Below are 21,561 nucleotides of genomic sequence, written 5' to 3' on the forward strand. Positions count from 1 at the left end.
CGGGGCACGGACTTTTCCGCCCCGTCCCTCCCCGTCCCTCCCCCCTCCCGACTCCCCAGCCCCCGCTCACCAGGCCACGCTGGGAATCGAGGGCCGGCGAACCGCCTCGGCGGCGTCCCGCAGGTGCAGTGCGACGGTGATCAGCGCGCGCAGGGCCGAGGGCCGCAGGCTCTGGGCGCTCTCGGCCGCCAGCACCAGCAGACAGCCCGCGGCCTGCTCGACGACGGGGACCGAGAAGGCGAAGTCGTCACCGTCGGCCCCCCGGAAGGCGCGCCAGGGGGTCGCGGCGCCGTCGATGGCCTTGTGGACGGCCTGCTCGAGGTGGTGGGCGGCCTGTTCGCACACCGGGGCGGGAAGGGTGATGGTGCGATGGAACGCTGAACTGGTCATAATCCCACTGCTCCCCCGCGCCCGGGGCGTTCGATCGGCGTACCGGGCGTTTTTCACCGGGTCGGCCGCAGGGGGCACCTAGGCTGTCGGCCGTGCGCCCCGTCACCTCGCCCTCGGCCGCCGCCGCCCGGTTCACCGGCCGGCCGGTGACCGGTGAACGCCCGTTGTCCGGTGCGCTCACCGAGGTCACCCTCGACGACGGGCGCACGGTGATGGTCAAGCGCGGCGACGGTACGGGAGCGGCGCGGGCCGAGGCGGCGGGGCTGCGCTGGCTGGCGGCCGCCGGGAGGGTGCGGGTTCCGGTGGTGCACGGCGACGACGGGCAGTGGCTGGTCACGGACCGCGTGGCGCGGGGGCGGGAGACCGCCGGGGCGGCGGACCGGTTCGGCCGGGACCTGGCCGCCCTGCACGCCGCCGGAGCGCCCGCGTTCGGCGCCGCGCCGCCCGGCGGACCCGAGGACGCGTATATCGGGCTCGCCCCCATGCGCAACGCCACGGAAAGCGACTGGCCGCGCTGGTACGCCGAGCACCGGGTGCTGCCGTACCTGCGTACCGCGGTCGACGCCGGCACCCTCGGTGCGGCCGAGGCCGCCGACATCGAGCGGGTCTGCGAGCGGCTGCCCGGGCTGGCGGGGCCGCCGGAGCCGCCCGCCAGGCTGCACGGCGACCTGTGGAGCGGGAACGTGCTGTGGGGCGCCGACGGGCAGGTGCACCTGATCGACCCGGCGGCGCACGGCGGCCACCGGGAGACCGACCTGGCGATGCTGCGCCTCTTCGGCTGCCCGCACCTGGAGCGGATCCTGGCCGCCTACGACGAGGCGGCGCCGCTCGCCGACGGCTGGGCCGACCGCGTCGGCGTGCACCAGCTCTTCCCGCTGCTGGTGCACGCCGTGCTGTTCGGCCGGGGCTACGCCGAGCAGGCCCTGACGGTGGCCCGGGCGGCGCTGCGCTCGGCCGGGTGAGCGTCAGCGCGTGACGACGTGCCGCTCGTTCGGGACGCAGTGGGTCATGGTCAGGCCCTCGACGTCGCGCGGCGGGTTCTTGCCGAGGTTGGCCAGCCGTTCGCGGTCCTCGTCGGTGAGGTCCTGGCTCGCCAGGGGCTCCAGGTGCTTGACGTCCTGCGGGCTGATGCCGATGCCTTCGCCGACCCGCAGCCCGAGGTCGTTCTCGACCAGCAGGAAGTGCCACACCATGCGCTCCTGCACCGGCCGGTCGCACTGGGAGAGCAGGTTGACGAAGTTTGCCACCAGGTCGTCGCGCTCCCACTCCTCCATCAGCAGGTAGCGCTGCCCGGCCTGCATGTAGTCGTTGGTGCGCGGGATGCGCTTGCGGGTGAGCCTCCCCTGGATCTCCGGGCCCTGCTCGTCGTGGGTCGGGTACTCGGCCTCGCGCAGGCCTCCGGTGATGGACGGCTCGTAGTTGACGATCGGGTTCTCGCCGCCGCCGTCCTGGTGGTAGGCCATCAGTCCGTCGCGCTGGTTGGTGCGCACGTCGGCGTTCTTGGCCTGGTTGACGGGCAGCTGGAGGTAGTTCGGGCCGACCCGGTAGCGCTGGGTGTCGCTGTAGGAGAAGGTGCGGCCGACCAGCATCTTGTCGTCGGAGAAGTCCAGCCCGTCGACGAGGACGCCGGTGCCGAAGGAAATCTGCTCGTTCTCGGCGAAGTAGTTGTCCGGCATCCGGTCGAGCACCATCCGGCCGACCGGCTTGGCCGGGAACTCCTGCTCGGGCCAGGTCTTGGTGTCGTCGAGCGGGTCGAAGTCCAGCTCCGGATGGTCGTGGTCGTCCATCATCTGGACGAGCAGCTCCCACTCCGGGTGGTCGCCGCGGGTGACCGCGTCGTAGAGGTCCTTGGTGGCGTGGCCGAGGTCGCGGGCCTGGACGTTGGCGGCGTCCTCCTCGGTCATGCTGCGGACGCCCTGCTTGGGCATCCAGTGGTACTTGACGAGCTTGGTCTCACCGGCGGCGTTGACCCACTTGTAGGTGTTGACGCCGAAGCCCTGCTGGTGGCGGTAGTCGGCCGGGATGCCGCGCGGGCTGAACAGGTTGACCAGCATGTGCATGCACTCGGGCGTCTGCGACATGAAGTCGAAGATGCGCCGGGGCTGCTGCTGGAAGGTGACCGGGTCCGGCTTGAGGGCGTGGATGACGTCCGGGAACTTGATCGCGTCGCGGATGAAGAAGACGGCGAGGTTGTTGCCGACGAGGTCCCAGTTGCCGTCCTCGGTGTAGAACTTCACCGCGAAGCCCCGGGGGTCGCGGGCGGTCTCGGCCGAGTCGCGTCCGCCGATGACGGTCGAGAACCGGACGGCGAGGTCGGTGCGCTTGCCCCGCTCCTGGAACAGCTTGGCCCGGGTGTAGCGGTCGATGGGCTCGTCGCCCCAGGTCCCGTACGCCTCGAAGTAGCCGTACGCGGTCACCCCGCGGGCGTGCACGACGCGCTCGGGGATGCGCTCGCGGTCGAAGTGGCTGATCTTCTCCAGGAACTGGTAGTTCTCCAGCGTGGCGGGGCCGCGGGCGCCGACCGTGCGCTGGTTCTGGTTGTCGTAGACGGGGTGCCCCTGGCGGTTGGTGAGCACCTTGCGGTCGTCGCCGGGGGCGGGCCCCTGGCTCGATACGTCCGTCATGTTCGTGGGCTCCTTCGACTCGTGGCCGTCGTCGGACGCGGCCCTGAGCTGCGAGGCGGCCGTCGGCCGCGCACATGGGTGGTGCGGGTACCCCACGGTGAGGCGCCCGTCACATACCGATGTGCACACATTTGCCGCGTCTCACACCAAGGACCCGGCCACCCGGCTCACGGGTGCGTCCGGGTCCCCGCGGGACGGGCGTGACGCGTCAGCCGCCGTTCAGACGGGCGCGCAGCAGCCCCTTGCCCAGTTCGGCGCCCTTGCGGCTGTCCGCCTGCGCCTTGCGGAACAGCTCCGCGACTTCGGTGTCCTTGTTGCGCTCGGCGTCCTGGATGTACGTCTCCAGGCGCAGCGCGTTGTTGAGGCACGACTCGACGTACCAGATCAGGTTGTAGTCCTTGTCCTGCGTGCCGGTCACGCCGCCGGTCTCCGTACCGCTGGTCATGCGGCCCTCCTCCTCGAGGTTGTCGATCGAAGCGCGGCCCGGGTACCCGTGGCGCCGCAGGGCACACGGCTCCTCGGACACCGCCGGGCGCCGACCGGGCAATGTCCCACTGGGTCACATGTCCCACTGGGACATTTACGGGTGTACGCTCGGAGGCATGACGGCAACGAAGCCCTCCCCCGCCTCCGGCGACCGGCGGCAGCGCAAGGCGCTGCGGACCCGCGACGCGCTGGCCACCGCCGCCTGCGACCTGATCCTGGAGCGCGGGCCGGCGGCCACCACGGTCGAGGCCATCGCCGAACGCGCGGACGTCACGCGCCGCACGTTCAGCCGGTACTTCGCCGGCAAGGAGGAGGCCGCCCTCGACTTCGTCCGGCGGGACGGCGACCGCATCAACGCGTTGCTGCGGTCCCGCCCCGCCGGGGAGCCGCCCCTGCTCGCCTACCGCAGGGCCGTGCGCGACTGGCTGACCGACCGGGACGACCCGGCCTGGCACGTGCGTCCCCGGATGCGCCGGCTGCTGGCCCTGACCGACAGCGAGCCCGGCCTGTTCGCCGCCTACCAGCGCATCCGGGTCGACGCCCAGGAGGAGTCGATCCGGATCGTCGCCGACCGGCTCGGCACCGACGACGCCCGGGACGTGCGCCCGGCAGCCGTCGTCGACGCCGCCGCCGGAGTCCTGATCGCCGCCATGCGCCTGTGGGCGCGCGGCGACGGACGGGATTCGGGAGCCGCAGCCCTCGCCGCCCTCGTGGAGCGGGCCTACGACGCCCTGACCTCGGAGGCCGCGGCCGCGACCCCCGACAGCACCCCGGAAGAATGAGACACGCACCATGAGCACCACCGGCGCCACCCCCGCCACCACCCCCACCACCGTCCAGCCCGCGGAGTTCACCGGGCGGACCGCCCTGGTCACCGGCGCCGCCTCCGGCATCGGCCTGGCCACCGCCCGCCGCCTCGGCTCCGCAGGGGCGAAGGTCGTCGTCGCCGACCACAACACGGAGGGCGCCGAGAAGGCCGCCGCCGACCTGCGGGCCGAGGGCGTCGAGGCCGCCGCCGTCGAGCTGGACGTGACCCGTCCGAAGTCCGTCGAGGCCGCCGTGAAGTTCACCGTCGACACCTTCGGCACCCTGGACCTCGCCGTGAACAACGCCGGGATCGGCGGCCCCAGCGCCCCGACCGGCGAGTACGACGTGGACGCGTACCAGCGCGTGGTACGCACCAACCTCGACGGCGTCTTCTACTCGATGCGCTACGAACTGCCCGCCATGGCCGGCAAGGGCGGCGCCATCGTCAACGTCGCCTCCATCCTCGGCTCGGTCGGCTTCGCCGGCTCCCCCGCCTACGTCGCCGCCAAGCACGGCGTGGTCGGGCTGACCAAGGCCGCCGCGGCCGAGTACGCCGCCAAGGGCATCCGGGTGAACGCGGTCGGCCCGGGCTTCATCGACACCCCGCTGCTGAAGACCATGGACGAGGCCGCCTACAACGGCCTGGTCGCCCTGCACCCGGCCGGCCGGCTCGGGCGCTCCGAGGAGGTCGCCGAGCTGATCGCCTTCCTGCTGTCGGACCGGGCGTCCTTCGTGGCCGGCAGCTACCACCTGGTCGACGGCGCCTACACGGCCGTCTGAGACCCGGCACACCCACCGGGGGGATGAACGAAGGAGTTCGACCATGAAGGCACTGCAGTACCGCACCATCGGGGCGCCGCCCGAGGTGGTGACGGTCCCCGACCCGGAGCCCGGCCCCGGCCAGGTGCTGCTCAAGGTCACCGCCGCCGGCGTGTGCCACTCCGACATCGCGGTGATGGGCTGGCCCGCGGAGGGCTTCCCTTACAAGCTGCCGCTGACCCTCGGCCACGAGGGCGTCGGCACGGTGGCCGCGCTCGGCGCCGGAGTGAGCGGGCTGGAGGAGGGCGACGCGGTCGCCGTCTACGGCCCCTGGGGCTGCGGCACCTGCGCCAAGTGCGCCGAGGGCAAGGAGAACTACTGCCTGCGCGCCGGCGAGCTGGGCATCCACCCGCCGGGGCTCGGGCGCCCGGGGTCGATGGCCGAGTACCTGCTCGTCGACGACCCCCGGCACCTGGTCCCGCTGGACGGGCTGGACCCGGTCGCGGCGGTGCCGCTGACGGACGCCGGGCTCACGCCGTACCACGCCGTCAAGCGCTCGCTGCCCAAGCTGGTCCCCGGGTCGACCGCGGTGGTCATCGGGGCCGGCGGTCTCGGTCACGTCGCCGTCCAGCTGCTGCGCGCGCTGACCTCCGCCCGGGTCGTCGCCCTCGACGTCAGCGAGGACAAGCTGCGCCTGGCCCGTGAGGTGGGCGCCCACGAGACGGTGCTGTCGGACGCGAAGGCGGCGGACGCGGTGCGGGAGCTGACCGGCGGCCTCGGCGCCGAGGCCGTGTTCGACTTCGTCGGGGTGGCGCCGACGGTGAAGACGGCGGGTGCCGTCGCGGCCGTCGAGGGCGACGTCACCCTGGTCGGCATCGGCGGCGGGTCGATCCCCGTCGGTTTCGGCCTGCTGCCCTTCGAGGTGTCGGTCAACGCCCCCTACTGGGGCAGCCGCAGCGAGCTGATCGAGGTGCTGGACCTGGCCCGCTCCGGAGCCGTTTCGGTGCACACCGAGACGTACTCCCTGGACGACGCGCCGCTCGCGTACGAGCGGCTCCACGAGGGCAAGGTCAACGGCCGCGCGGTGATCCTGCCCCACGGCTGACCCCCCGCACGGCGGGGCCGGGAGCCGCGGGGACGCGACCGGTCCCCCGTTCCGGTCGGACCCCCGCGGCCCCTCGAACCTACGTGGACGGCTCGGTCGATGTGAATCGTGCCGATGCCCGCTGCCGGACCATCCGGACTCACCTGTGCACAGATGAGTCCGGATGTTCCGTTTTCGTCCCGCGCAGTACGGGCTCGTCGAGGTCCCCGGCCGCCAGGTGGGCGAGCACGACCTCGTACAGGTCGCTGCCGGCGGCGAGCAGCTGGCGTTCCAGGACGGGCTCGGCGCTGCGGACGTGCTCGCGCACCGTCTGCGCGTGCACACCGAGCGCCTGGGCGGCCCGCTCGGCGTTGCCGCCGGCGGCGATCCAGGTGCGCAGCGTCCGCCGCAGGTCCCGCGCGTCCGACTCCAGGCGGCCCAGCAGGTCCCCGGCCCAGGCGCGCAGCGCGGGTCCGGTCAGCAGGTCGGTGAGACGGGCGGGGCCGGGCCGTCCCGCGCCGCCGTCGGCGGCGTACTGGTCCAGGCCGGTCTGTGCGTTGACGGCGAGGTGGACGGTCGCGCGGACCGCCAGGTCGGCGAAGTCCGTGCGCAGCAGCCCTTCGACCCGGTCCATCCGCGCGCGGACCGTGTTGCGGCTGACGCCGAGGATCTTCGCGGTGCTGACGGCGGTGAACTCCAGGCCGAGCCGGGTGGTGGCGAGCAGTTCGGCGCGGGTGTGGTGCGGGAGGGCGTCGAGGGGGCGCAGCAGGTGGGCCGTCCAGCCGTACAGGGCCGCCGGGTCCATGAGGCGTTCCGGGCGGGTGCGCTCGGCGAACACGGCCGCCTGCTGCGGCCGGTAGCGGGCGACGGCCAGGGCGCTGACGGCCTGCCCGTACGCCGTGGCGGTGCGGGCGAGGCTCTGCCGTGCGCTGCCGCCGAGGAAGACGCCGGGGAGGCGGCCGACGAGGGAGCGCAGCTCCTGTCCGGCCGCGTCGCGGGGCGCCAGGACGATCACGTGGCCGTCCATCGCCGGGCACCGCACGACCAGCGCCCGGTCCCCGGTCGCCGACAGGCACTCCTCGGCGAGACGGTCGCGCTCCCCCGCCCCGCACTCCACGACGTACACGCACGCCGTGTCGGTGTCGAGGAGTCCCGGCCAGAGGCCGGCGGCCACGCGGCGGGCGGAGACGGTGTCCTCCACCATCAGCAGTTGCAGGATGGCCAGGCGCAGGTCGGAGGTGGCGCGGCGCAGCCGGTGTCCGGCGGCGGTCGACTCGTGTCCGGCCAGGAGCAATTCCAGAACCTGGGCGGTGTGCGTGACGATGTCGGCGGCACGGCGGTCGAAGGGGGTCTCGCGGGTCACGGCGAGGACGGCGGCCGGCGCCGGGTGGACCCGTTCCACGCGGACGAGCCGCAGATGGCGGCCGCGGTCCTCCAGGGCGGCGGTGGCGAATCGGCCCGAGGTGATGTCGGCCACCAGCGACTCGTCCGGTGCGGTGCGGGTGCCGGCCAGCAGGCGGCCGGTGCCGTCCTGCAGCGACACGGCCGCGTGCGCGGCCGAGGCGAGCCAGGTCACCACCTTGTGCACGTCGCGTCCGGCGGGCCGCAGGTGGTCGAGCAGCTCCTCCGCCCAGTCGGCGTGTGCCCCGGCTCCCGCTCCCCGCTTCCGCGTTCCTTCCTCTCGGCCCGCCACGTCGGCCTTCTCCTCTTCGTCGCCTCGACCCCGGCCTGAATGCGGACGGTACCGCACGGCCCCGGGCAGGGTCGGCCGCGCAGAGGTGCCGGCCGGGCGGCGCGGGCGGCCTCCGTACCGTCGGCCCTGACGGTCCGTACGTGTCGGCGGGCATAAGCTCGGTGAATGGCGAAGTACTTCGACGTGCACCCCGACAACCCCCAGCCGCGCAGCATCGCCCAGGTCGCCGACAGCGTCCGCTCCGGCGCGCTGATCGCGTATCCCACCGACTCCTGCTACGCGCTCGGCTGCCGGCTGGGCAGCCGTGACGGCACCGACCGCATCCGGTCGATCCGGCAACTGGACAACAGGCACCACTTCACGCTGGTCTGCCAGGACTTCGCGCAGCTCGGCCAGTTCGTGCAGATCGACAACGACGTTTTCCGGGCGATCAAGGCGTCCACCCCCGGCAGCTACACCTTCATCCTGCCCGCGACGCGGGAGGTGCCGCGCATGCTCCAGCACCCCAAGAAGAAGACCGTGGGCGTGCGCATCCCCGACCACGTCGTCACCCAGTCCCTGCTCGCCGAGCTCGGCGAGCCACTGCTGTCCAGCACCCTGCTGCTGCCCGGCGAGGACGAGCCGATGACGCAGGGCTGGGAGATCAAGGACCGGCTCGACCACGTCCTGGACGCGGTGATCGACTCGGGCGACTGCGGCACGGAGCCGACCACGGTCGTCGACTTCTCCGGCGGTGAGGCGGAGATCGTGCGGCGGGGCGCGGGCGACACCACCCGGTTCGAGTAGCGGGCCGTTCCGGCCCAGGGGGCGGCGCTGTCCCGGCGGCCCGCGTGCCAGGATGACCATGATCCGGCCGCGCCCCGCCGTCCTGCTCTGCATGGACGCGTCCGGGCTGCGCCCGCGGCTGCGGGAGACGGCCGACCGGCTGGCCGGCGCCGGGTACACCGTCCTGGGGCCGAACGTCTTCCACCGCGACGGGCGAGCCCCGATCGTGGAGCTGCCGGAGTTCATCGACCCGGCGGCGCGGCCGGATCTGTTCCGGCTCCTCGGACCGGCCTTCGAGGCGCTCACGCCCGAGCGGGCGATGCGGGACGCCGGCGCCTGCCTGCGGTGGCTGGGGGGGGGATGCCCGGCGGCGGACGGCCCGGTCGCGCTGACCGGCTACTGCATGGGCGCCGGGCTCGCACCGCGCACGGCCGGCGCCTGTCCGGACCGGGCCGCCCCGGCGGCCGGTTTCCACGGCGCCGACCTGGCCACCGAGGCACCGGACAGCCCGCACCTGGTGGCCGGCGTCAGGCACCGCTGCGAGGTGTACGAGGGTCCCCCCACTGCTACACGCGGGCAGACACCGCGGCGTACGATCCGGAGGCGACCGAGCGGCACTGGGCGGCGCTGCTCGACCCGCTGAAGCGCACGTTCTGATCCGGGCGCCCGCCGGTGCGCCCCTCCCGCTCGCCCGCGTGGTCACCAGCGGCCGGGCTCGCTGCCGACGAGGGCCTCGGAGCGGGAGCCGTCGACCCCGGCCGGTACTTCCCCGGCGAGCATCACGCGGTGCATGATCCTCGGGTGGTGGAGGTGGACGTTGTCGCTCGGGGCGAGGTGGATGGTGGCCCGGTTGTCCCAGAAGGCGACGCTGCCCGGCTGCCAGCGGAAGCGGACGGTGTACTCGGGCCGGGTGGCCTGCTCCAGCAGCAGTTCCAGGACCGCCGCGCTCTCGGGGCGGGAGAGGCCGGCGATCTGCTCGACGTAGTAGCCGTTGACGAAGAGCACCCGCTCGCCCGTCTCCGGGTGGACGCGGACCAGTGGGTGCAGGGTCGCCGTCTGGTGGTCGATCAGGTGCCGGACGTAGGCGTCGTCGCCCGGCCTGGGCTGGTAGCCGACGCCGAGCCGGTGTTCGGCGCGCAGCCCGTCGGCGAAGGCTCGCATCGGCGCGGAGAGCCCGGCGTAGGCGGCGGCGAGATTCGACCAGGTGGTGTCGCCGCCGTAGGGCGGGACCGTCTCGGCACGCAGGATCGTGAAGGCCGGCGGGTCGACGCGGGCTCCGTGGTCGCAGTGCCAGCCGCGCAGCAGGGTGTGGCGCCGGCGCCGCAGCCACTCGTCGTGCTCCATCCCGAAGCGCCCGCCCAGCTCCAGCCGGTCGGCGGTCGTCTCGATCTCCGGGTGACCGGCCGGTGACGCCTTGCCGCGCCGCGGCAGCAGCACCGGCTCGCCGAAGAGCCGTGCGAACGCGACGTGTCCGGCATGGTCGAGGCGCTGGCCGCGGAAGAACACCACCTTCCAGCGCAGCACCGCCGCCCGCACCGCCGCGACCTGCGCCGCGTCGAGGCCGTCCGCCAGGTCGACGCCGTCGATCTCGGCGCCGATGTGTCCGGCGGCCGGTGACACCTCGATCCCGGCCGCGTCCGCCGCCGAACGTGTCGCCGTTGCCCTGTCCGTCGTCATGTGCACTCCCGTGGTCGTCCCGGTCGTCCGTCCCGGCTCAGGGGAGATGGTGGCAGACGGGTGGGCGGCGCCCGCCCCGTCCCGCCCGGTTGATGACCGCCGACCGGGTGGGCGAGGCTGGGCGGGCAGCACACGGCCGCGCACGTTCGAGGAAGGTCCCACCGTGATCAGCATCCCGACGCACACGCTCAACGACGGCACCGCGCTCCCGGCGCTGGGGCTCGGCACCTGGCCGATGACGGACGACGAGGCCCGGCGGGCGGTCCGCGAGGCCCTGGAGACGGGCTACCGCCTGATCGACACGGCGACCAACTACCGCAACGAGACGGGCGTCGGCCGCGGTGTGGCGGACAGCGGCGTCCCGCGCGAGGAGATCGTGGTGACGACCAAGCTGCCCGGCCGCCACCACGGCTACGAGGAGACACTCGCGTCCTTCGAGGAGTCCCGCGCCCGGCTCGGCCTGGACTACGTCGACCTGTACCTGATCCACTGGCCACTGCCCCGGGTCGACAAGTACGCCGACTCCTGGAAGGCCATGGTCAAGCTGCGCGACGACGGCCTGGTGCGCTCGATCGGCGTCTCCAACTTCACCGCCGGGCACATCGAGCGGCTGGAGAAGGAGACCGGTGTGCTGCCTTCCGTCAACCAGGTCGAGCTGCACCCGCTCTTCCCGCAGGAGGAGCTGCGCGCCTTCCACGAGCGCAAGGGCATCCGCACCGAGAGCTGGAGCCCGCTGGGCCGCGGCAGCGACCTGCTGGACGATCCGGCCGTCGCCGCGGTCGCCGGCGCGCACGGCGTGACGCCCGCCCAGGCGGTCCTGCGCTGGCACACGCAGCTCGGCGCGGTCCCCATCCCCAAGTCCGCCGACCCCGCCCGGCAGCGGGCGAACCTGGACGTCTTCGGTTTCGCCCTGGACGACGCGCAGATGCGCACGGTCTCGGACCGGGCGCACCGCCGGATCGGCGGCGACCCGGAGGTGCACGAGGAGTTCTGACCGGGGTACCCGGCGGCGGTCGGCGTACGTCTTCCGGGAAGGAGCCGCAGGTGGGTGAGGGCGACGGGCTGCGGGACTACCGCGGCAGGCGTGACTTCGGCCGGACCGGCGAACCGGCGGGGCGCGGGGCGTCCGCGCTGAGCGGCGAGCCCCGGTTCGTGGTGCAGATCCACGACGCGAGCACCCTGCACTTCGACTTCCGGCTCCAGGTCGCGGACGTGCTCAGGTCCTGGTCCGTACCGAAGGGCCCGTCGGCGGACCCGGGCGACAAGCGGCTGGCCGTGCCCACGGAGGACCATCCGCTGGAGTACGAGGAGTTCGAGGGGGTGATCCCCGAGGGCGAGTACGGGGGCGGCACGGTCATCGTCTGGGACCACGGCACCTACGAGCCGCTGAGCCACGACCGCCGGGGGCGGCCGGTCGACTTCGGCGAGTCGCTGGCGCACGGCCACGCCAGGTTCCGGCTGCACGGCGCGAAGCTGCGCGGCGAGTACGCGCTGACCCGCTTCCGCGGCGGGCGGGACGGCGACGACGAGAAGGAAGCGTGGCTGCTCGTGCGGACGGCCACCGGCGGGGCGTCGCGCGGGCGGGGCGCCCCGGCCCCCCGGCGGGCGCGCTCGGCCCGGACCGGCCGGACGCTCGCCCGGGTCGCCGCGGAGGACGGCGAGGGGTGACGGATGGTGCCGTCGTGGCCGTCCCTGGACGGTGGTTCACCCGTGGTTTCACTCGGCGGGCAGCGCCTGTTCGGCCCAGATCGTCTTGCCGGTGGTGGTCTGCCGGCTGCCCCAGCGCTCGGTGAGCTGGGCGACCAGGAGCAGGCCCCGGCCGCCCTCGTCGTAGGCGTGGGCCCGGCGCAGGTGGGGTGAGGTGGAGCTGCCGTCGGAGACCTCGCAGATCAGGACGCCGTCGCGGATGAGGCGGAGCTGGATGGGCGGCTCGCCGTACCGGATGGCGTTGGTGACGAGTTCGCTGACGACCAGTTCCATGACGAACGCCGTCTCGTCCAGTCCCCACGCCGACAGCTGTTCGGTGGCGGACCGCCGGACGGCGGCGACGTGCGCGGGGTCCGGACTGATGTCCCAGGTGCGGATCTGGTCGGCTCCCAGTGCCCGGGTGCGGGCCAGCAGCAGCGCCACGTCGTCGCTCGGCTCCTCGGGCAGCACGGCCTTGAGCACCGTGTCGCACAGGGCGTCGAGCGAGGCGGCGGGCGCGGTCAGCGCGCGGCGCAGTTCCGCGGTGGCGTGGTCGACGTCGCGGTCGCGGTCCTCGACCAGGCCGTCGGTGTAGAGGGCGACGACGGTGCCCTCGGGGAGTTCCACGTCGACCGCCTCGAACGGGAGCCCGCCCACGCCGAGCGGCGGTCCCGCGGTCATGGCCAGGAGCCGGGTGGTGCCGTCGGGCAGGACGACGGCCGGTGCGGGGTGGCCTGCGGCGGCCGCGGTGAGGCGGCGGGAGACCGGGTCGTAGACGGCGTACAGGCAGGTGGCGCCCAGTTCGGCGACCTCGTTGCCGGTGTCGCCGGCCACGAGGTGGGTGACGAGGTCGTCGAGGTGGGTGAGGAGTTCGTCGGGTGGCAGGTCGACGTCGGCCAGGGTACGGACGGCCGTGCAGAGGCGGCCCATGGTCGCCGTGGAGGGGATGCCGTGGCCGACGACGTCGCCGACGACGAGGGCGACGCGGCTGCCGGACAGGGGGATCACGTCGAACCAGTCGCCCCCGATGCCGGCCGCGGAGGCGGAGGGAAGATAGCGGTGGGCCACCTCGACCGCCGCCGGTCCGGGCAGGCCTCTGGGCAGCAGGCTGTGCTGGAGGGCCAGTGCGGTGGCGCGTTCGCGGGCGAATCGGCGGGCGTTGTCGACGCAGACCGCCGCCCGGCTGGCGAGTTCCTCGGCGAGGACGACGTCGTCGTCGACGTACGGCTCCTGGGGCGCGACGCGGACGGCCACCGCGACCCCGAGGGTGGTGCCGCGGGCCAGCAGCGGCACGGCCAGGGTGGAGCGGACGCGTTCCCGGTAGGCGCGGTTGTGCGGGGCCTGCTCGTTGCGGACCCGCATCCACCGGTCGAAGTCCGGGTCACCCGGCTCCGACAGCACCACCCGCCCCAGGGCCAGCGCGCGGCCGGGTGCCGAGTACGGCGGGTAGACGTCGGTCTCGCCCAGGTGCACGGACGGCCGGGGGACCCCCTCGGTGGTGGCGCTGTGCGCGACGCGGCGCAGGGTGACGCCCTCGGGGGCCGGCGTGAGGGGTTCCTCCGTGCCGAGGACCCAGTCGAGCAGGTCGACGCTCGCGAAGTCGGCGAAGCGGGGGACGAGGAAGCCGATGAGCTCCTCGGCGGTGCGTACGACGTCCAGGGTGGTGCCGATGCCGGCGGCGGCCTCGTTCAGCAGGGCCAGCCGCTGACGCGCCCGGTGCTGGAGGGTGCTCTCGAAGCCCGCCACGGCCACGGCGGCCACCTCGCCGGACGCGTCGCGGACCGGCCACATCTCGATGGTCCAGGCGTGCTCGCCGAGCCGGGAGGAGGCCGGGGTGAAGGTCTCGTAGCGTACGGGCCGGCCGTTCTCGGCGACCAGACTCAGATGGCGCAGGAGCGCGGCGCCGTCGGCGTCGATCTCCTCCATGACGTCCGAGATCGGCCGTCCGATCAGCTCCTCGGACCGCAGGCCGAGCATGCGGCGCGCCGTGTCGTTGACCTGGAGGTAGCGCTGCTGGACGTCGTGCACGGACATCGACAGGGACGCCTGCCGGAAGGTCTCCCCGGTCAGCCGGAGCGTCGGGCGCTCGGACGGGCCCGCGGTCAGCGCGTACCCCCGCGGTGTGCCGGCCGTCCCGAGCAGCGGCGAGGCGCGCACGTGCGCGGACACGGCCGAGCCGTCGCGGTGCCGGAGCAGGACGGTGGCGGACAGGTCGGACAGCGCCTCGGGCGGCACCTCCCGGGCGAGCAGCTCCCGCGCGTCCCGTCCCACCACCTCGTCGGCCGAGCGGCCGGTCAGCCGTCTGGCGCCCTCGCTCCAGCCCGTCACCGTGCCGCGGGTGTCCAGGGTCGCCACGGCGGAGGCATGCTCCATGGTGTCCAGGATTGACCCGTTGCGGCGGGGTTTCAACCGCAACGGGCACGGGTGCCTACGCTCGGTGCTCGCGCAGTGCCGCGAGGGCGCGGTCGGCGTGCGCGTTCATCCGCAGCTCACTGCGGACGACCTCGAGCACGGTGCGGTCCTGGCCGACGACGAAGGTGACGCGCTTGGTGGGGGCCAGGCTGAAGCCCCGTTTGACTCCGAACAGCTCACGGACCTCGCCGTCGGTGTCGGACAGCAGCGGCATGCCGAGGGAGTGGCGTCCGGCGAACTCCTGCTGCCGTTCGACGGAGTCGCCGCTGACGCCGACAGGGCGGGCGCCGGCCGCGGCGAACTCGGCGGCGAGGTCGCGGAAGTGACAGGCCTCCGCGGTGCAGCCGGAGGTCAGGGCGGCGGGGTAGAAGAACAGCACGACCGGCCCGTCGGCGAGCAGCTCGGACAGGCGGCGCGGGGTCCCGGTCTCGTCCGGCAGCGTGAAGTCGGCGACCGTGTCGCCGACGCCCGGCGCCCGGCTCACGACCGGCCCTCGCTGCCCTTGGCGACGCTGCGTGCCCACAGGACGAGCGGCAGCTGCACGGGCAGCCGGCCGTAGGCGGCGGCCTTCTGCGGGGTGGGGCGGTGCCGCCAGTCCAAGGCCATCTTGACGTTGGCGGGGAACACCCCGACGAAGAAGGCCGCCGTGGTCAGCGCGGCGGCCTTGCGGGTGCGGGGCAGGGCGACGCCCGCGGCCAGCGCCAGTTCGGCGACGCCACTGGCGTACGTCCAGGAGCGGGGCGTGCCGGGCAGGCCGCGCGGCACGATCGCGTCGAAGGGGCGGGGGCGGGCGAAGTGCGCGACGCCGGCGGTGGCCAGCAGGCCGGCCAGCAGCAGAGGCGAGCGGCGGAAACGGGGCACGGTTCCTCCTCAAGGGGCAGGCGCGCGATATTACTCGACGGTAGGTACCGGGTCGCGCCCGGCTCCGGGGCTCCCGCGCGAAAACCCGCCACTCCTCCGCGGCAGCGGCAGCCGTAGCCGTCCGCGCTCACCGCGCGCCCGTCACCCCCTGCCCCGGGGAGTGACGGGCGCCAGCCACATGCCCACGATCGCGTCGACGAGCCCGTCCGCCGCCTCCTGCCAGCCGGCGCGCGGAGTGGGACGCCCCTCGGCGAGGGCGCGCTCCCGCTCGGCCGCCGTGTGCACGATGAGATGGCGGGCCATGTCGCCCCGCTCGGCGCGGACCTCGTCGGGGAGCGCGGGCATGCACCGGTCGCGTCCCGCGACGATCTCGCGCAGCGACGCGGAGGCGCGGGACTCGTCGACCATGATCTGCCGCAGCGCCGGGTCGGTCATCACCTGGGCGCAGAACCTCGCGTACCAGGTGGGGCTGCCCAGCGCGGCCAGGTGGTCGAACTGCGGCCGCACCAGGCAGTCCACCCAGTCGCGCAGGTCCGACGAGTCGCCGAGGGCGGCGAGCTGCCGGGCGCGCAGCTCCTCCACCCGCTTCGAGTGCCGTTGGGCGATGGCCCGTACGAGGTCGGCCTTCGTGCCGAAGTGGTAGCCGACCGCGGCGTTGTTGCCCTGTCCCGCGGCCTCGCTGACCTGGCGGTTGGAGACCGCGTAGACGCCGTGCTCGGCGAACAGCCGTTCGGCGGTGGCCAGGATCAGCTGCCGGGTCGCGTCGGCCTGCTCCGTCCGCACCGTCCTGCCCGCCATGACCACCACCGCGCCGGGACTCTCCTCACCGCCCGCGACGGCCGGTCCCTCGAGTCGTCGCAGGTCCGCCGCCGCGCGGCGCGTTCTCACGGGAGCTTACGCAACGCCGGCCCGGTACCGCCGCACAGGCCCCGGCGAACGTCTCCGCTCCTCACTCCGTAAGATACTTCAAGCGACTGACTTAAAGTCTCGCTCCTCGGTTCCGTAGCTTCCGAAGCTCTCCTCGAAAGGCTGCTCCATGCCCGCTTCCCCCACCGCCCCGCGGCCCAACGCCGTGGTGGCGGTACTGGCTCTGGCCGGGATCGTCGTCTCCCTGATGCAGACCCTCGTCATCCCGATCGTGCCGGAGCTGCCGCAGCTCCTGGACGCGCCGGCCTCGGACGCGGCCTGGGCGGTGACCGCCACGCTGCTCGCCGCGGCGGTGGCCACCCCCGTCGTCGGCAGGCTCGGCGACATGGTCGGCAAGCGACGGATGCTGCTGCTCAGCCTGGCGCTGCTGATCACCGGCTCGGCGGTGTGCGGCCTGAGCGACACCCTGGTCCCGATGGTCGTCGGCCGTGCCCTGCAGGGCCTGTCCGCCGCGGTGATCCCGCTCGGCATCAGCATCATGCGCGACGAGCTGCCCGCCGAGCGGCTGGCCGGCGCCACCGCCCTGATGAGCGCCTCGCTCGGCGTCGGCGGCGCGCTCGGCCTGCCCGCCGCCGCGCTGATCGCGGACAACCTCGACTGGCACATGCTCTTCTGGCTCTCCGGCGCCCTCGGCGCCGTGGCCCTGGTCCTGGTCCTGGCACTGGTGCCCGAGTCGGCGGTGCGCACCGGCGGCCGCTTCGACGTGCCCGGCGGCATCGGCATGGCGGCCGGCCTGGTGTGTCTGCTGCTGGCGATCTCCAAGGGCGCCGACTGGGGCTGGACCGGCGGCACCACCCTCGGCCTGTTCGCGGCGGCCGTGGTGATCCTGCTGGTGTGGGGCTGGTGGGAGCTGCGCTCCCCGCAGCCGCTGGTGGACCTGCGCACCACCGCCCGCCGCCAGGTGCTGTTCACCAACCTGGCGTCCATAGCCATCGGCTTCTCGATGTTCGCGATGTCCCTCGTCCTTCCGCAGCTCCTTCAGTTGCCCGAGGCCACCGGTTACGGCCTCGGCCGCTCCCTGCTGACCGCGGGCCTGGTCATGGCGCCGTCCGGTCTGGTGATGATGGCCTTCGCCCCGGTCTCCGCCAAGGTCTCGAAGGCCAAGGGCCCGAAGGTGACCCTGATGACCGGCGCCGTGATCGTCGCGGCGGGCTACGGACTGAACATCGTGCTGACGGCCGAGGTCTGGCAGCTGGTGCTGGCCTCCTGTGTCATCAGCGCGGGCATCGGCTTCACCTACGGCGCGATGCCGGCCCTGATCATGGGGGCGGTGCCGGCGAGCGAGACGGCTGCCGCGAACAGCCTCAACACGCTCATGCGCTCCATCGGCACGTCCCTCGCCAGCGCGCTCGCGGGCGTGGTCCTGGCCCAGATGACCATCAGCCTCGGCGGCTTCGCCCTGCCGTCCGAGAACGCCTTCAAGGTGGTCATGGGCATCGGGGCCGGCGCGGCGCTGCTCGCCCTCCTGCTCGCGTCCTTCATCCCCCGGCACCGGCCCGGCGCCGGGGGCACCGCCCGTCCCGCGCCGGCCGCCGGGACCGGCGCGAAGGCCGCCCCCGTCCACTGACGGCGACGGCGCCGGTCCCTGCGGCGGGACCGGCGCCGTTCAGGCGAACCTGGCGGGCAACGCGCGTGACGGCACCCGGACGCGTCGAGAACTGACCCGTGGAGCTGCCGCTGATCCCTCCGATGCTCGCCACCTCCGGCGCCCTCCCGCCCGCCGCGCAGGACGCCCGCTGGGCCTACGAGACCAAGCAGGACGGCCAGCGGGTGGTCGTCTACCTGCCCGGCGACGGCAGCGTGCTGCTGCGGGCCCGCTCCGGCCAGGACATCACGGCCGCCTACCCGGAACTGGCGCCGCTGGCCACCGCGCTCGGCGCCACCCCCGCCGTACTGGACGGGGAAGTACTGGCCCTGGACGAACAGGGCCGCGCCGACTTCCAGTTGCTGCAGTCCCGCATGGGCCTGGCACACGCCCCCGGCCGGGCCGCGCACCGGGCGGCGCAGGCCCCCGTCCACCTGGTGCTCTTCGACGTCCTGCACCTGGCGGGAGAGTCCCTGCTCCGCCTGCCCTACGCCCGCCGCCGCGAACGGCTCACGGACCTCGGCCTCGGCGGCCCGTCCTGGTCGACCCCGGCCGCACTCGTCGGCCACGGCGAGCAGGCCCTGCGGGCCACCCGGGAGCACGGTCTGGAGGGCCTGGTGTGCAAGCGGCTGGACTCGGTGTACGAGCCGGGGGTCCGCTCCCGTGCCTGGATCAAGATCCGCAACATGCGCAGCGAGGACGTCGTGGTCGGCGGCTGGCTGCCGGGCAAGGGCCGACTCGCCGGGCTCCCGGGCGCCGTCCTGGTCGGCCAGCGCTCCGAGGGCCGCCTGCGTTACGTCGGCGGGGTCGGCACCGGCTGGAGCTCGGCCGAGCGCGCCGAACTGGCGGCGCTGCTGCGGGCAGCCGCGACGGACGTGTGCCCCTTCGATCCCGTGCCGCCGGTACCCGGGGCCAACTGGGCAGTGCCCCGGCTGGTCGGCGAGGTCCGCTACAGCACCCGAACCCGCGAGGGCATGCTCCGCCAGCCCTCCTGGCTCAGGCTCCGCCCGGACCTGGCCCCCGAGGAGTCGGCCGCCGATCTTCCCGACGACATGGTGTGACGCGCGATCAAGTATTGGGCTGGGCTTCACCACGGGGACGCCCGTGCGCCCTTGGCACGGAAGCGGAACGGCGGGACCCTGAACTCCCCTTCCCCCCACAGCCGTTGGGCTGCACCCGGACCCAGAGGAGAACGCGATGCCCTCGCGTGCCACCGCACCCGCCCGCCGCAGGAGATGGCTCACCGCCCCGCTCGGTGCCCTCGCCCTCGTCGTGGCCTTCCCCGCCACCGCCTTCGCCGCCCCGCCCCCGGGACTGCCCGGCAACGCCGACAGCCTGGAACAGGCGTACCAGCCCGCCTACGACTACGACACCGACGGCTGCTACCCCACACCGGCCATCGGCCCGGACGGGACGGTCAACGGCGGGCTCAAGCCGACCGGCGCCCTCAACGGGAACTGCCGGGACGCCGCGGACCTGGACAACACCAACGGATACTCGCGCGCCAAGTGCGACGGCGAGTGGTGCGCCTACATGTACGGCCTCTACTTCGAGAAGGACCAGGCACTGCCCGGCACCGGCCTGGGCGGTCACCGGCACGACTGGGAGCACGTCGTGGTGTGGGTGCGCGGCGGTGTCGTCGAGTACGTCTCCACCTCCAACCACGGCTCGTTCAGCGTCCACGCGCGGTCGGCGGTCCGCTTCGACGGCACCCACCCGAAGATCGTCTACCACAAGGACGGCATCAGCACCCACTGCTTCCGCCTGGCGGCCTCCGGCGACGAGCCGCCGGAGAACCACGCGGGCACGTGGCGGTACCCGACCCTGGTCGGCTGGAACGGCTATCCCGCCGGAGTGCGCGAGAAACTCGCCTCATACGACTTCGGCAGCGCCAACTTCGGCCTGAAGGACGGCAGCTTCGCCTCCCACCTCGCGGCCGCCGAGCCCCCCGGCATCTCCTTCGACGCGAACGCCTGAGGCGGCCGCGAAGGACAGGGCCGGTCGGGCGAACCGCGGCCCCGGGCCGCCCCCGCGCGCACTATCGTGTCCGCATGGCAGTCCCCGAACTGATCCGCATCGTCTCCCGCGACTCCCCCATGGCACTGGCTCAGGTCGAGCGCGTCCGGGCCGGGTTGGCGGCCCTGCACCCCGGTGTGCGCACCGAGGTCGTACCGGTGAGGACCACCGGCGACAAGTGGCTCGGCGACCTGTCGCAGGTGGAGGGCAAGGGCGCGTTCACCAAGGAGGTCGACGCCGCGCTGCTGTCGGGCGAGGCGGACCTCGCGGTGCACTGCGTGAAGGACGTGCCCGCCGACCGGCCGCTGCCGGCGGGCACGGTGTTCGCCGCGTTCCTGGAGCGGGACGACATCCGGGACGCCCTGATCCACCCGGGCGGGCTCACCCTGGACGAGCTGCCGGCCGGCACCCGCGTCGGCACCTCCTCCGTGCGCCGCGTCGCCCAGCTGGCCGCCACCCACCCGCACCTGCGGTGCGTGCCGTTCCGGGGCAACGCCAACCGGCGACTGGCCAAGCTCGCGGCCGGTGAGGCGGACGCTCTGCTGCTCGCGGTCTCCGGCCTGGAGCGCATCGGCCGCCGGGACGTGATCAGCGAGGTCCTCTCCCCCGAGACGATGATGCCGCCGATCGGCGCGGGCGTCCTCGCCCTCCAGTGCCGGGAGGGCGACGGCGAACTGATCGACGCGGTGAGCGGCCTCGGCCATCCGGACACGCATCGGGAGGCGACGGCGGAGCGCATGTTCCTCCACGTCCTCCAGGGGCACTGCAACAGCCCGATCGCCGGGTTCGCCCGGGTGGACCGCGGCGGGGAACTCTCCCTGCGGGCCTGCGTGTTCACCCCCGACGGCAAGACCCGGCTGAACGCCCACGAGTGGGCCGGCCGGCTCGATCCGGCGACACTGGGCACCTCGGTGGCCGTGGCGCTGCTGCGGCAGGGCGCCCGCGAGATCATCGACGGCATCGCGCACTGAGCGCCGCGCGCCCGGGGATCAGACGGCGGGGTTCAGGCAGTGCCCTCGTCCGCCTGGCCGCGCAGGAAGGCGCTCACCTGGTGCGCCAGCCCGTCCTCGCGCACCGCACCGGGGAGCGCTCCGCACTCCCCGTCCGGCAGCCCCAGTCCGCCGGTCCACAGCCGGCGGTCGGCCCACTCCTCGTCCACCCGCAACTGAACCTGGACGTCGATCTGGCCGAGGCTCGCCTCGGGCCCGGCCGCGTACAGCACGGCGGTGGCCCGGCGCAGGGGGTAGACGTCGAAGCCCTCGATGAACTGCGAGTTGCGCCAGTCGAGGAAGGCGCTCTCCCCGTCGGGGCCGATCCGCACGTCGACCTGACCGTCCTCCAGGTGGATGCCGACCTGCCGGCCACCCCGGTTCTCCACGGTCACCCGGACGCAGAAGTACGTCAGCCCCTCGGCGGCGTCGTCGCGTCCGCGCGGCGGCTCGGCCGGCTCGAGACGGTGGACGCGGACCCGCAGCCCGGCGTGCCCGTCGTACTCCTGCCAGTCCCCGACCACGTTCGGCTCGTACACGGTGCCCCTCTCGACCTCTCGACGCTGCTTCCTATCTGTGCGCTCAGTGCACTGTCAAATGAGCGGAATGCACTGTGGCCAGGGGATTCGCCCCTTTTGATCGATGATCAAGCGCTGCCCAGCAACGATCCGCCGACGCCGGTGCGGGGCGGTCACCCGCGGCGTGCCGCACATCACGTCCGGCGGCGCCGGGGTCCCGGTCACCGGTCCGCAGCCGTTCGGGTGGCAGCCCGGGACTTTCGCGCTCAGTATCCATATATA

21 protein-coding genes and 1 pseudogene are annotated in these 21,561 nt (G+C 73.8%); 12 read left to right on the forward strand and 10 right to left on the reverse strand.

Going from position 1 to position 21,561, the window contains the following annotated elements; translation table 11 throughout:
* Positions 1–66: 66 nt before the first annotated feature.
* Positions 67–390, reverse strand: coding sequence for a hypothetical protein (locus ACFW47_RS22340; RefSeq protein WP_386288599.1), 324 nt, complete (start codon positions 388–390; stop codon positions 67–69).
* A 92-nt stretch (positions 391–482) separates the two neighbouring features.
* Between ACFW47_RS22340 and ACFW47_RS22345 the strand changes: the two genes are divergently transcribed.
* Positions 483–1,352 (forward strand): fructosamine kinase family protein, encoded by an 870-nt coding sequence (locus tag ACFW47_RS22345; protein WP_386306791.1) that lies wholly within the window; start codon positions 483–485, stop codon positions 1,350–1,352.
* Positions 1,353–1,355: 3 nt separating this feature from the next.
* Here the strand turns inward: ACFW47_RS22345 and ACFW47_RS22350 are convergent, their stop codons facing one another.
* Together ACFW47_RS22350 and ACFW47_RS22355 are read right to left on the reverse strand one after the other, a co-directional pair.
* Positions 1,356–3,014: a catalase gene (locus ACFW47_RS22350; RefSeq protein ID WP_386288596.1), complete on the reverse strand. Its 1,659-nt coding sequence runs from the start codon at positions 3,012–3,014 to the stop codon at positions 1,356–1,358.
* Between the two features lie 208 nt (positions 3,015–3,222).
* On the reverse strand, positions 3,223–3,459 hold the full coding sequence (locus tag ACFW47_RS22355; protein ID WP_073730273.1) for a hypothetical protein: 237 nt from the start codon (positions 3,457–3,459) through the stop codon (positions 3,223–3,225).
* A 157-nt stretch (positions 3,460–3,616) separates the two neighbouring features.
* Between ACFW47_RS22355 and ACFW47_RS22360 the strand changes: the two genes are divergently transcribed.
* The 3 genes from ACFW47_RS22360 to ACFW47_RS22370 are packed head-to-tail and all read left to right on the forward strand — an operon-like array spanning position 3,617 to position 6,171.
* The gene (locus tag ACFW47_RS22360; RefSeq protein ID WP_386306792.1) at positions 3,617–4,282 is read left to right on the forward strand and encodes a TetR family transcriptional regulator; all 666 of its coding nucleotides are present in this window, start codon (positions 3,617–3,619) and stop codon (positions 4,280–4,282) included.
* Positions 4,283–4,292: 10 nt separating this feature from the next.
* Positions 4,293–5,087, forward strand: coding sequence for an SDR family NAD(P)-dependent oxidoreductase (locus ACFW47_RS22365; protein ID WP_386306793.1), 795 nt, complete (start codon positions 4,293–4,295; stop codon positions 5,085–5,087).
* 43 nt (positions 5,088–5,130) lie between these two features.
* Entirely contained in the window at positions 5,131–6,171 is a 1,041-nt protein-coding gene (locus tag ACFW47_RS22370; RefSeq protein ID WP_386288591.1) for an NAD(P)-dependent alcohol dehydrogenase, read from the forward strand.
* Positions 6,172–6,310: 139 nt separating this feature from the next.
* Here the strand turns inward: ACFW47_RS22370 and ACFW47_RS22375 are convergent, their stop codons facing one another.
* Positions 6,311–7,843, reverse strand: a complete 1,533-nt coding sequence (locus ACFW47_RS22375; protein WP_386306795.1) for a helix-turn-helix domain-containing protein — start codon at positions 7,841–7,843, stop codon at positions 6,311–6,313.
* A 165-nt stretch (positions 7,844–8,008) separates the two neighbouring features.
* On the opposite strand from ACFW47_RS22375, the gene ACFW47_RS22380 reads away from it, so the two are divergent.
* Together ACFW47_RS22380 and ACFW47_RS22385 are read left to right on the forward strand one after the other, a co-directional pair.
* Positions 8,009–8,629: an L-threonylcarbamoyladenylate synthase gene (locus tag ACFW47_RS22380; protein WP_386288588.1), complete on the forward strand. Its 621-nt coding sequence runs from the start codon at positions 8,009–8,011 to the stop codon at positions 8,627–8,629.
* Positions 8,630–8,681: 52 nt separating this feature from the next.
* A pseudogene (locus ACFW47_RS22385) lies at positions 8,682–9,265 on the forward strand (dienelactone hydrolase family protein).
* Positions 9,266–9,307: 42 nt separating this feature from the next.
* On the opposite strand, the gene ACFW47_RS22390 reads toward ACFW47_RS22385, so the two are convergent.
* The gene (locus ACFW47_RS22390) at positions 9,308–10,285 is read right to left on the reverse strand and encodes a TauD/TfdA dioxygenase family protein (protein ID WP_386288586.1); all 978 of its coding nucleotides are present in this window, start codon (positions 10,283–10,285) and stop codon (positions 9,308–9,310) included.
* Positions 10,286–10,448: 163 nt separating this feature from the next.
* On the opposite strand from ACFW47_RS22390, the gene ACFW47_RS22395 reads away from it, so the two are divergent.
* A complete protein-coding gene (locus tag ACFW47_RS22395; RefSeq protein ID WP_386306796.1) occupies positions 10,449–11,279 on the forward strand; it encodes an aldo/keto reductase in 831 nt (276 codons plus the stop codon).
* Positions 11,280–11,329: 50 nt separating this feature from the next.
* A complete protein-coding gene (locus ACFW47_RS22400; protein WP_386288582.1) occupies positions 11,330–11,953 on the forward strand; it encodes a DNA polymerase ligase N-terminal domain-containing protein in 624 nt (207 codons plus the stop codon).
* 48 nt (positions 11,954–12,001) lie between these two features.
* On the opposite strand, the gene ACFW47_RS22405 is transcribed toward ACFW47_RS22400, so the two are convergent.
* The 4 genes from ACFW47_RS22405 to ACFW47_RS22420 form a co-directional block, all read right to left on the reverse strand.
* Positions 12,002–14,344: a SpoIIE family protein phosphatase gene (locus ACFW47_RS22405; protein WP_386306798.1), complete on the reverse strand. Its 2,343-nt coding sequence runs from the start codon at positions 14,342–14,344 to the stop codon at positions 12,002–12,004.
* 55 nt (positions 14,345–14,399) lie between these two features.
* Positions 14,400–14,867, reverse strand: coding sequence for a peroxiredoxin (locus ACFW47_RS22410; protein WP_386288578.1), 468 nt, complete (start codon positions 14,865–14,867; stop codon positions 14,400–14,402).
* Entirely contained in the window at positions 14,864–15,244 is a 381-nt protein-coding gene (locus ACFW47_RS22415) for a DoxX family protein (protein ID WP_386306799.1), read from the reverse strand. Before ACFW47_RS22415 ends, ACFW47_RS22410 begins: the two co-directional genes overlap by 4 nt.
* A gap of 141 nt (positions 15,245–15,385) precedes the next feature.
* Positions 15,386–16,042, reverse strand: coding sequence for a TetR/AcrR family transcriptional regulator (locus ACFW47_RS22420; protein WP_386306820.1), 657 nt, complete (start codon positions 16,040–16,042; stop codon positions 15,386–15,388).
* 238 nt (positions 16,043–16,280) lie between these two features.
* On the opposite strand from ACFW47_RS22420, the gene ACFW47_RS22425 reads away from it, so the two are divergent.
* The 4 genes from ACFW47_RS22425 (at position 16,281) to hemC (ending at position 20,743) form a co-directional block, all read left to right on the forward strand.
* Complete coding sequence (locus tag ACFW47_RS22425) at positions 16,281–17,738, forward strand: MFS transporter (RefSeq protein ID WP_386306800.1); 1,458 nt, start codon at positions 16,281–16,283, stop codon at positions 17,736–17,738.
* A gap of 98 nt (positions 17,739–17,836) precedes the next feature.
* Complete coding sequence (gene ligD / locus ACFW47_RS22430) at positions 17,837–18,817, forward strand: non-homologous end-joining DNA ligase (protein WP_386306801.1); 981 nt, start codon at positions 17,837–17,839, stop codon at positions 18,815–18,817.
* A gap of 136 nt (positions 18,818–18,953) precedes the next feature.
* Positions 18,954–19,733 carry an NPP1 family protein gene (locus ACFW47_RS22435; protein ID WP_386306802.1) on the forward strand — a complete coding sequence of 260 codons (780 nt, stop codon included), beginning with the start codon at positions 18,954–18,956 and terminating at the stop codon, positions 19,731–19,733.
* 74 nt (positions 19,734–19,807) lie between these two features.
* Complete coding sequence (hemC, locus tag ACFW47_RS22440; RefSeq protein ID WP_386306803.1) at positions 19,808–20,743, forward strand: hydroxymethylbilane synthase; 936 nt, start codon at positions 19,808–19,810, stop codon at positions 20,741–20,743.
* Between the two features lie 32 nt (positions 20,744–20,775).
* Here hemC and ACFW47_RS22445 read toward each other — a convergent pair whose 3' ends face one another.
* The gene (locus tag ACFW47_RS22445; protein ID WP_386288567.1) at positions 20,776–21,300 is read right to left on the reverse strand and encodes a hypothetical protein; all 525 of its coding nucleotides are present in this window, start codon (positions 21,298–21,300) and stop codon (positions 20,776–20,778) included.
* Positions 21,301–21,561 lie beyond the last annotated feature (261 nt).

Source organism: Streptomyces sp. NPDC058796, from assembly GCF_042745235.1.
Taxonomy (GTDB): domain Bacteria; phylum Actinomycetota; class Actinomycetes; order Streptomycetales; family Streptomycetaceae; genus Streptomyces.

Bases quoted from the DNA above. Each gene is read 5' to 3' on its own strand.
- ACFW47_RS22380 (WP_386288588.1), top strand. From the start codon at position 8,009: ATGGCGAAGTACTTCGACGTGCACCCCGACAACCCCCAGCCGCGCAGC.
- ACFW47_RS22370 (WP_386288591.1), top strand. From the start codon at position 5,131: ATGAAGGCACTGCAGTACCGCACCATCGGGGCGCCGCCCGAGGTGGTG.
- ACFW47_RS22420 (WP_386306820.1), bottom strand. From the start codon at position 16,042: ATGGCGGGCAGGACGGTGCGGACGGAGCAGGCCGACGCGACCCGGCAG.
- ACFW47_RS22355 (WP_073730273.1), bottom strand. From the start codon at position 3,459: ATGACCAGCGGTACGGAGACCGGCGGCGTGACCGGCACGCAGGACAAG.
- ACFW47_RS22435 (WP_386306802.1), top strand. From the start codon at position 18,954: ATGCCCTCGCGTGCCACCGCACCCGCCCGCCGCAGGAGATGGCTCACC.
- ACFW47_RS22405 (WP_386306798.1), bottom strand. From the start codon at position 14,344: ATGGAGCATGCCTCCGCCGTGGCGACCCTGGACACCCGCGGCACGGTG.
- ACFW47_RS22365 (WP_386306793.1), top strand. From the start codon at position 4,293: ATGAGCACCACCGGCGCCACCCCCGCCACCACCCCCACCACCGTCCAG.
- ACFW47_RS22350 (WP_386288596.1), bottom strand. From the start codon at position 3,014: ATGACGGACGTATCGAGCCAGGGGCCCGCCCCCGGCGACGACCGCAAG.
- ACFW47_RS22390 (WP_386288586.1), bottom strand. From the start codon at position 10,285: ATGACGACGGACAGGGCAACGGCGACACGTTCGGCGGCGGACGCGGCC.
- ACFW47_RS22360 (WP_386306792.1), top strand. From the start codon at position 3,617: ATGACGGCAACGAAGCCCTCCCCCGCCTCCGGCGACCGGCGGCAGCGC.
- ACFW47_RS22425 (WP_386306800.1), top strand. From the start codon at position 16,281: ATGCCCGCTTCCCCCACCGCCCCGCGGCCCAACGCCGTGGTGGCGGTA.
- hemC (WP_386306803.1), top strand. From the start codon at position 19,808: ATGGCAGTCCCCGAACTGATCCGCATCGTCTCCCGCGACTCCCCCATG.
- ACFW47_RS22340 (WP_386288599.1), bottom strand. From the start codon at position 390: ATGACCAGTTCAGCGTTCCATCGCACCATCACCCTTCCCGCCCCGGTG.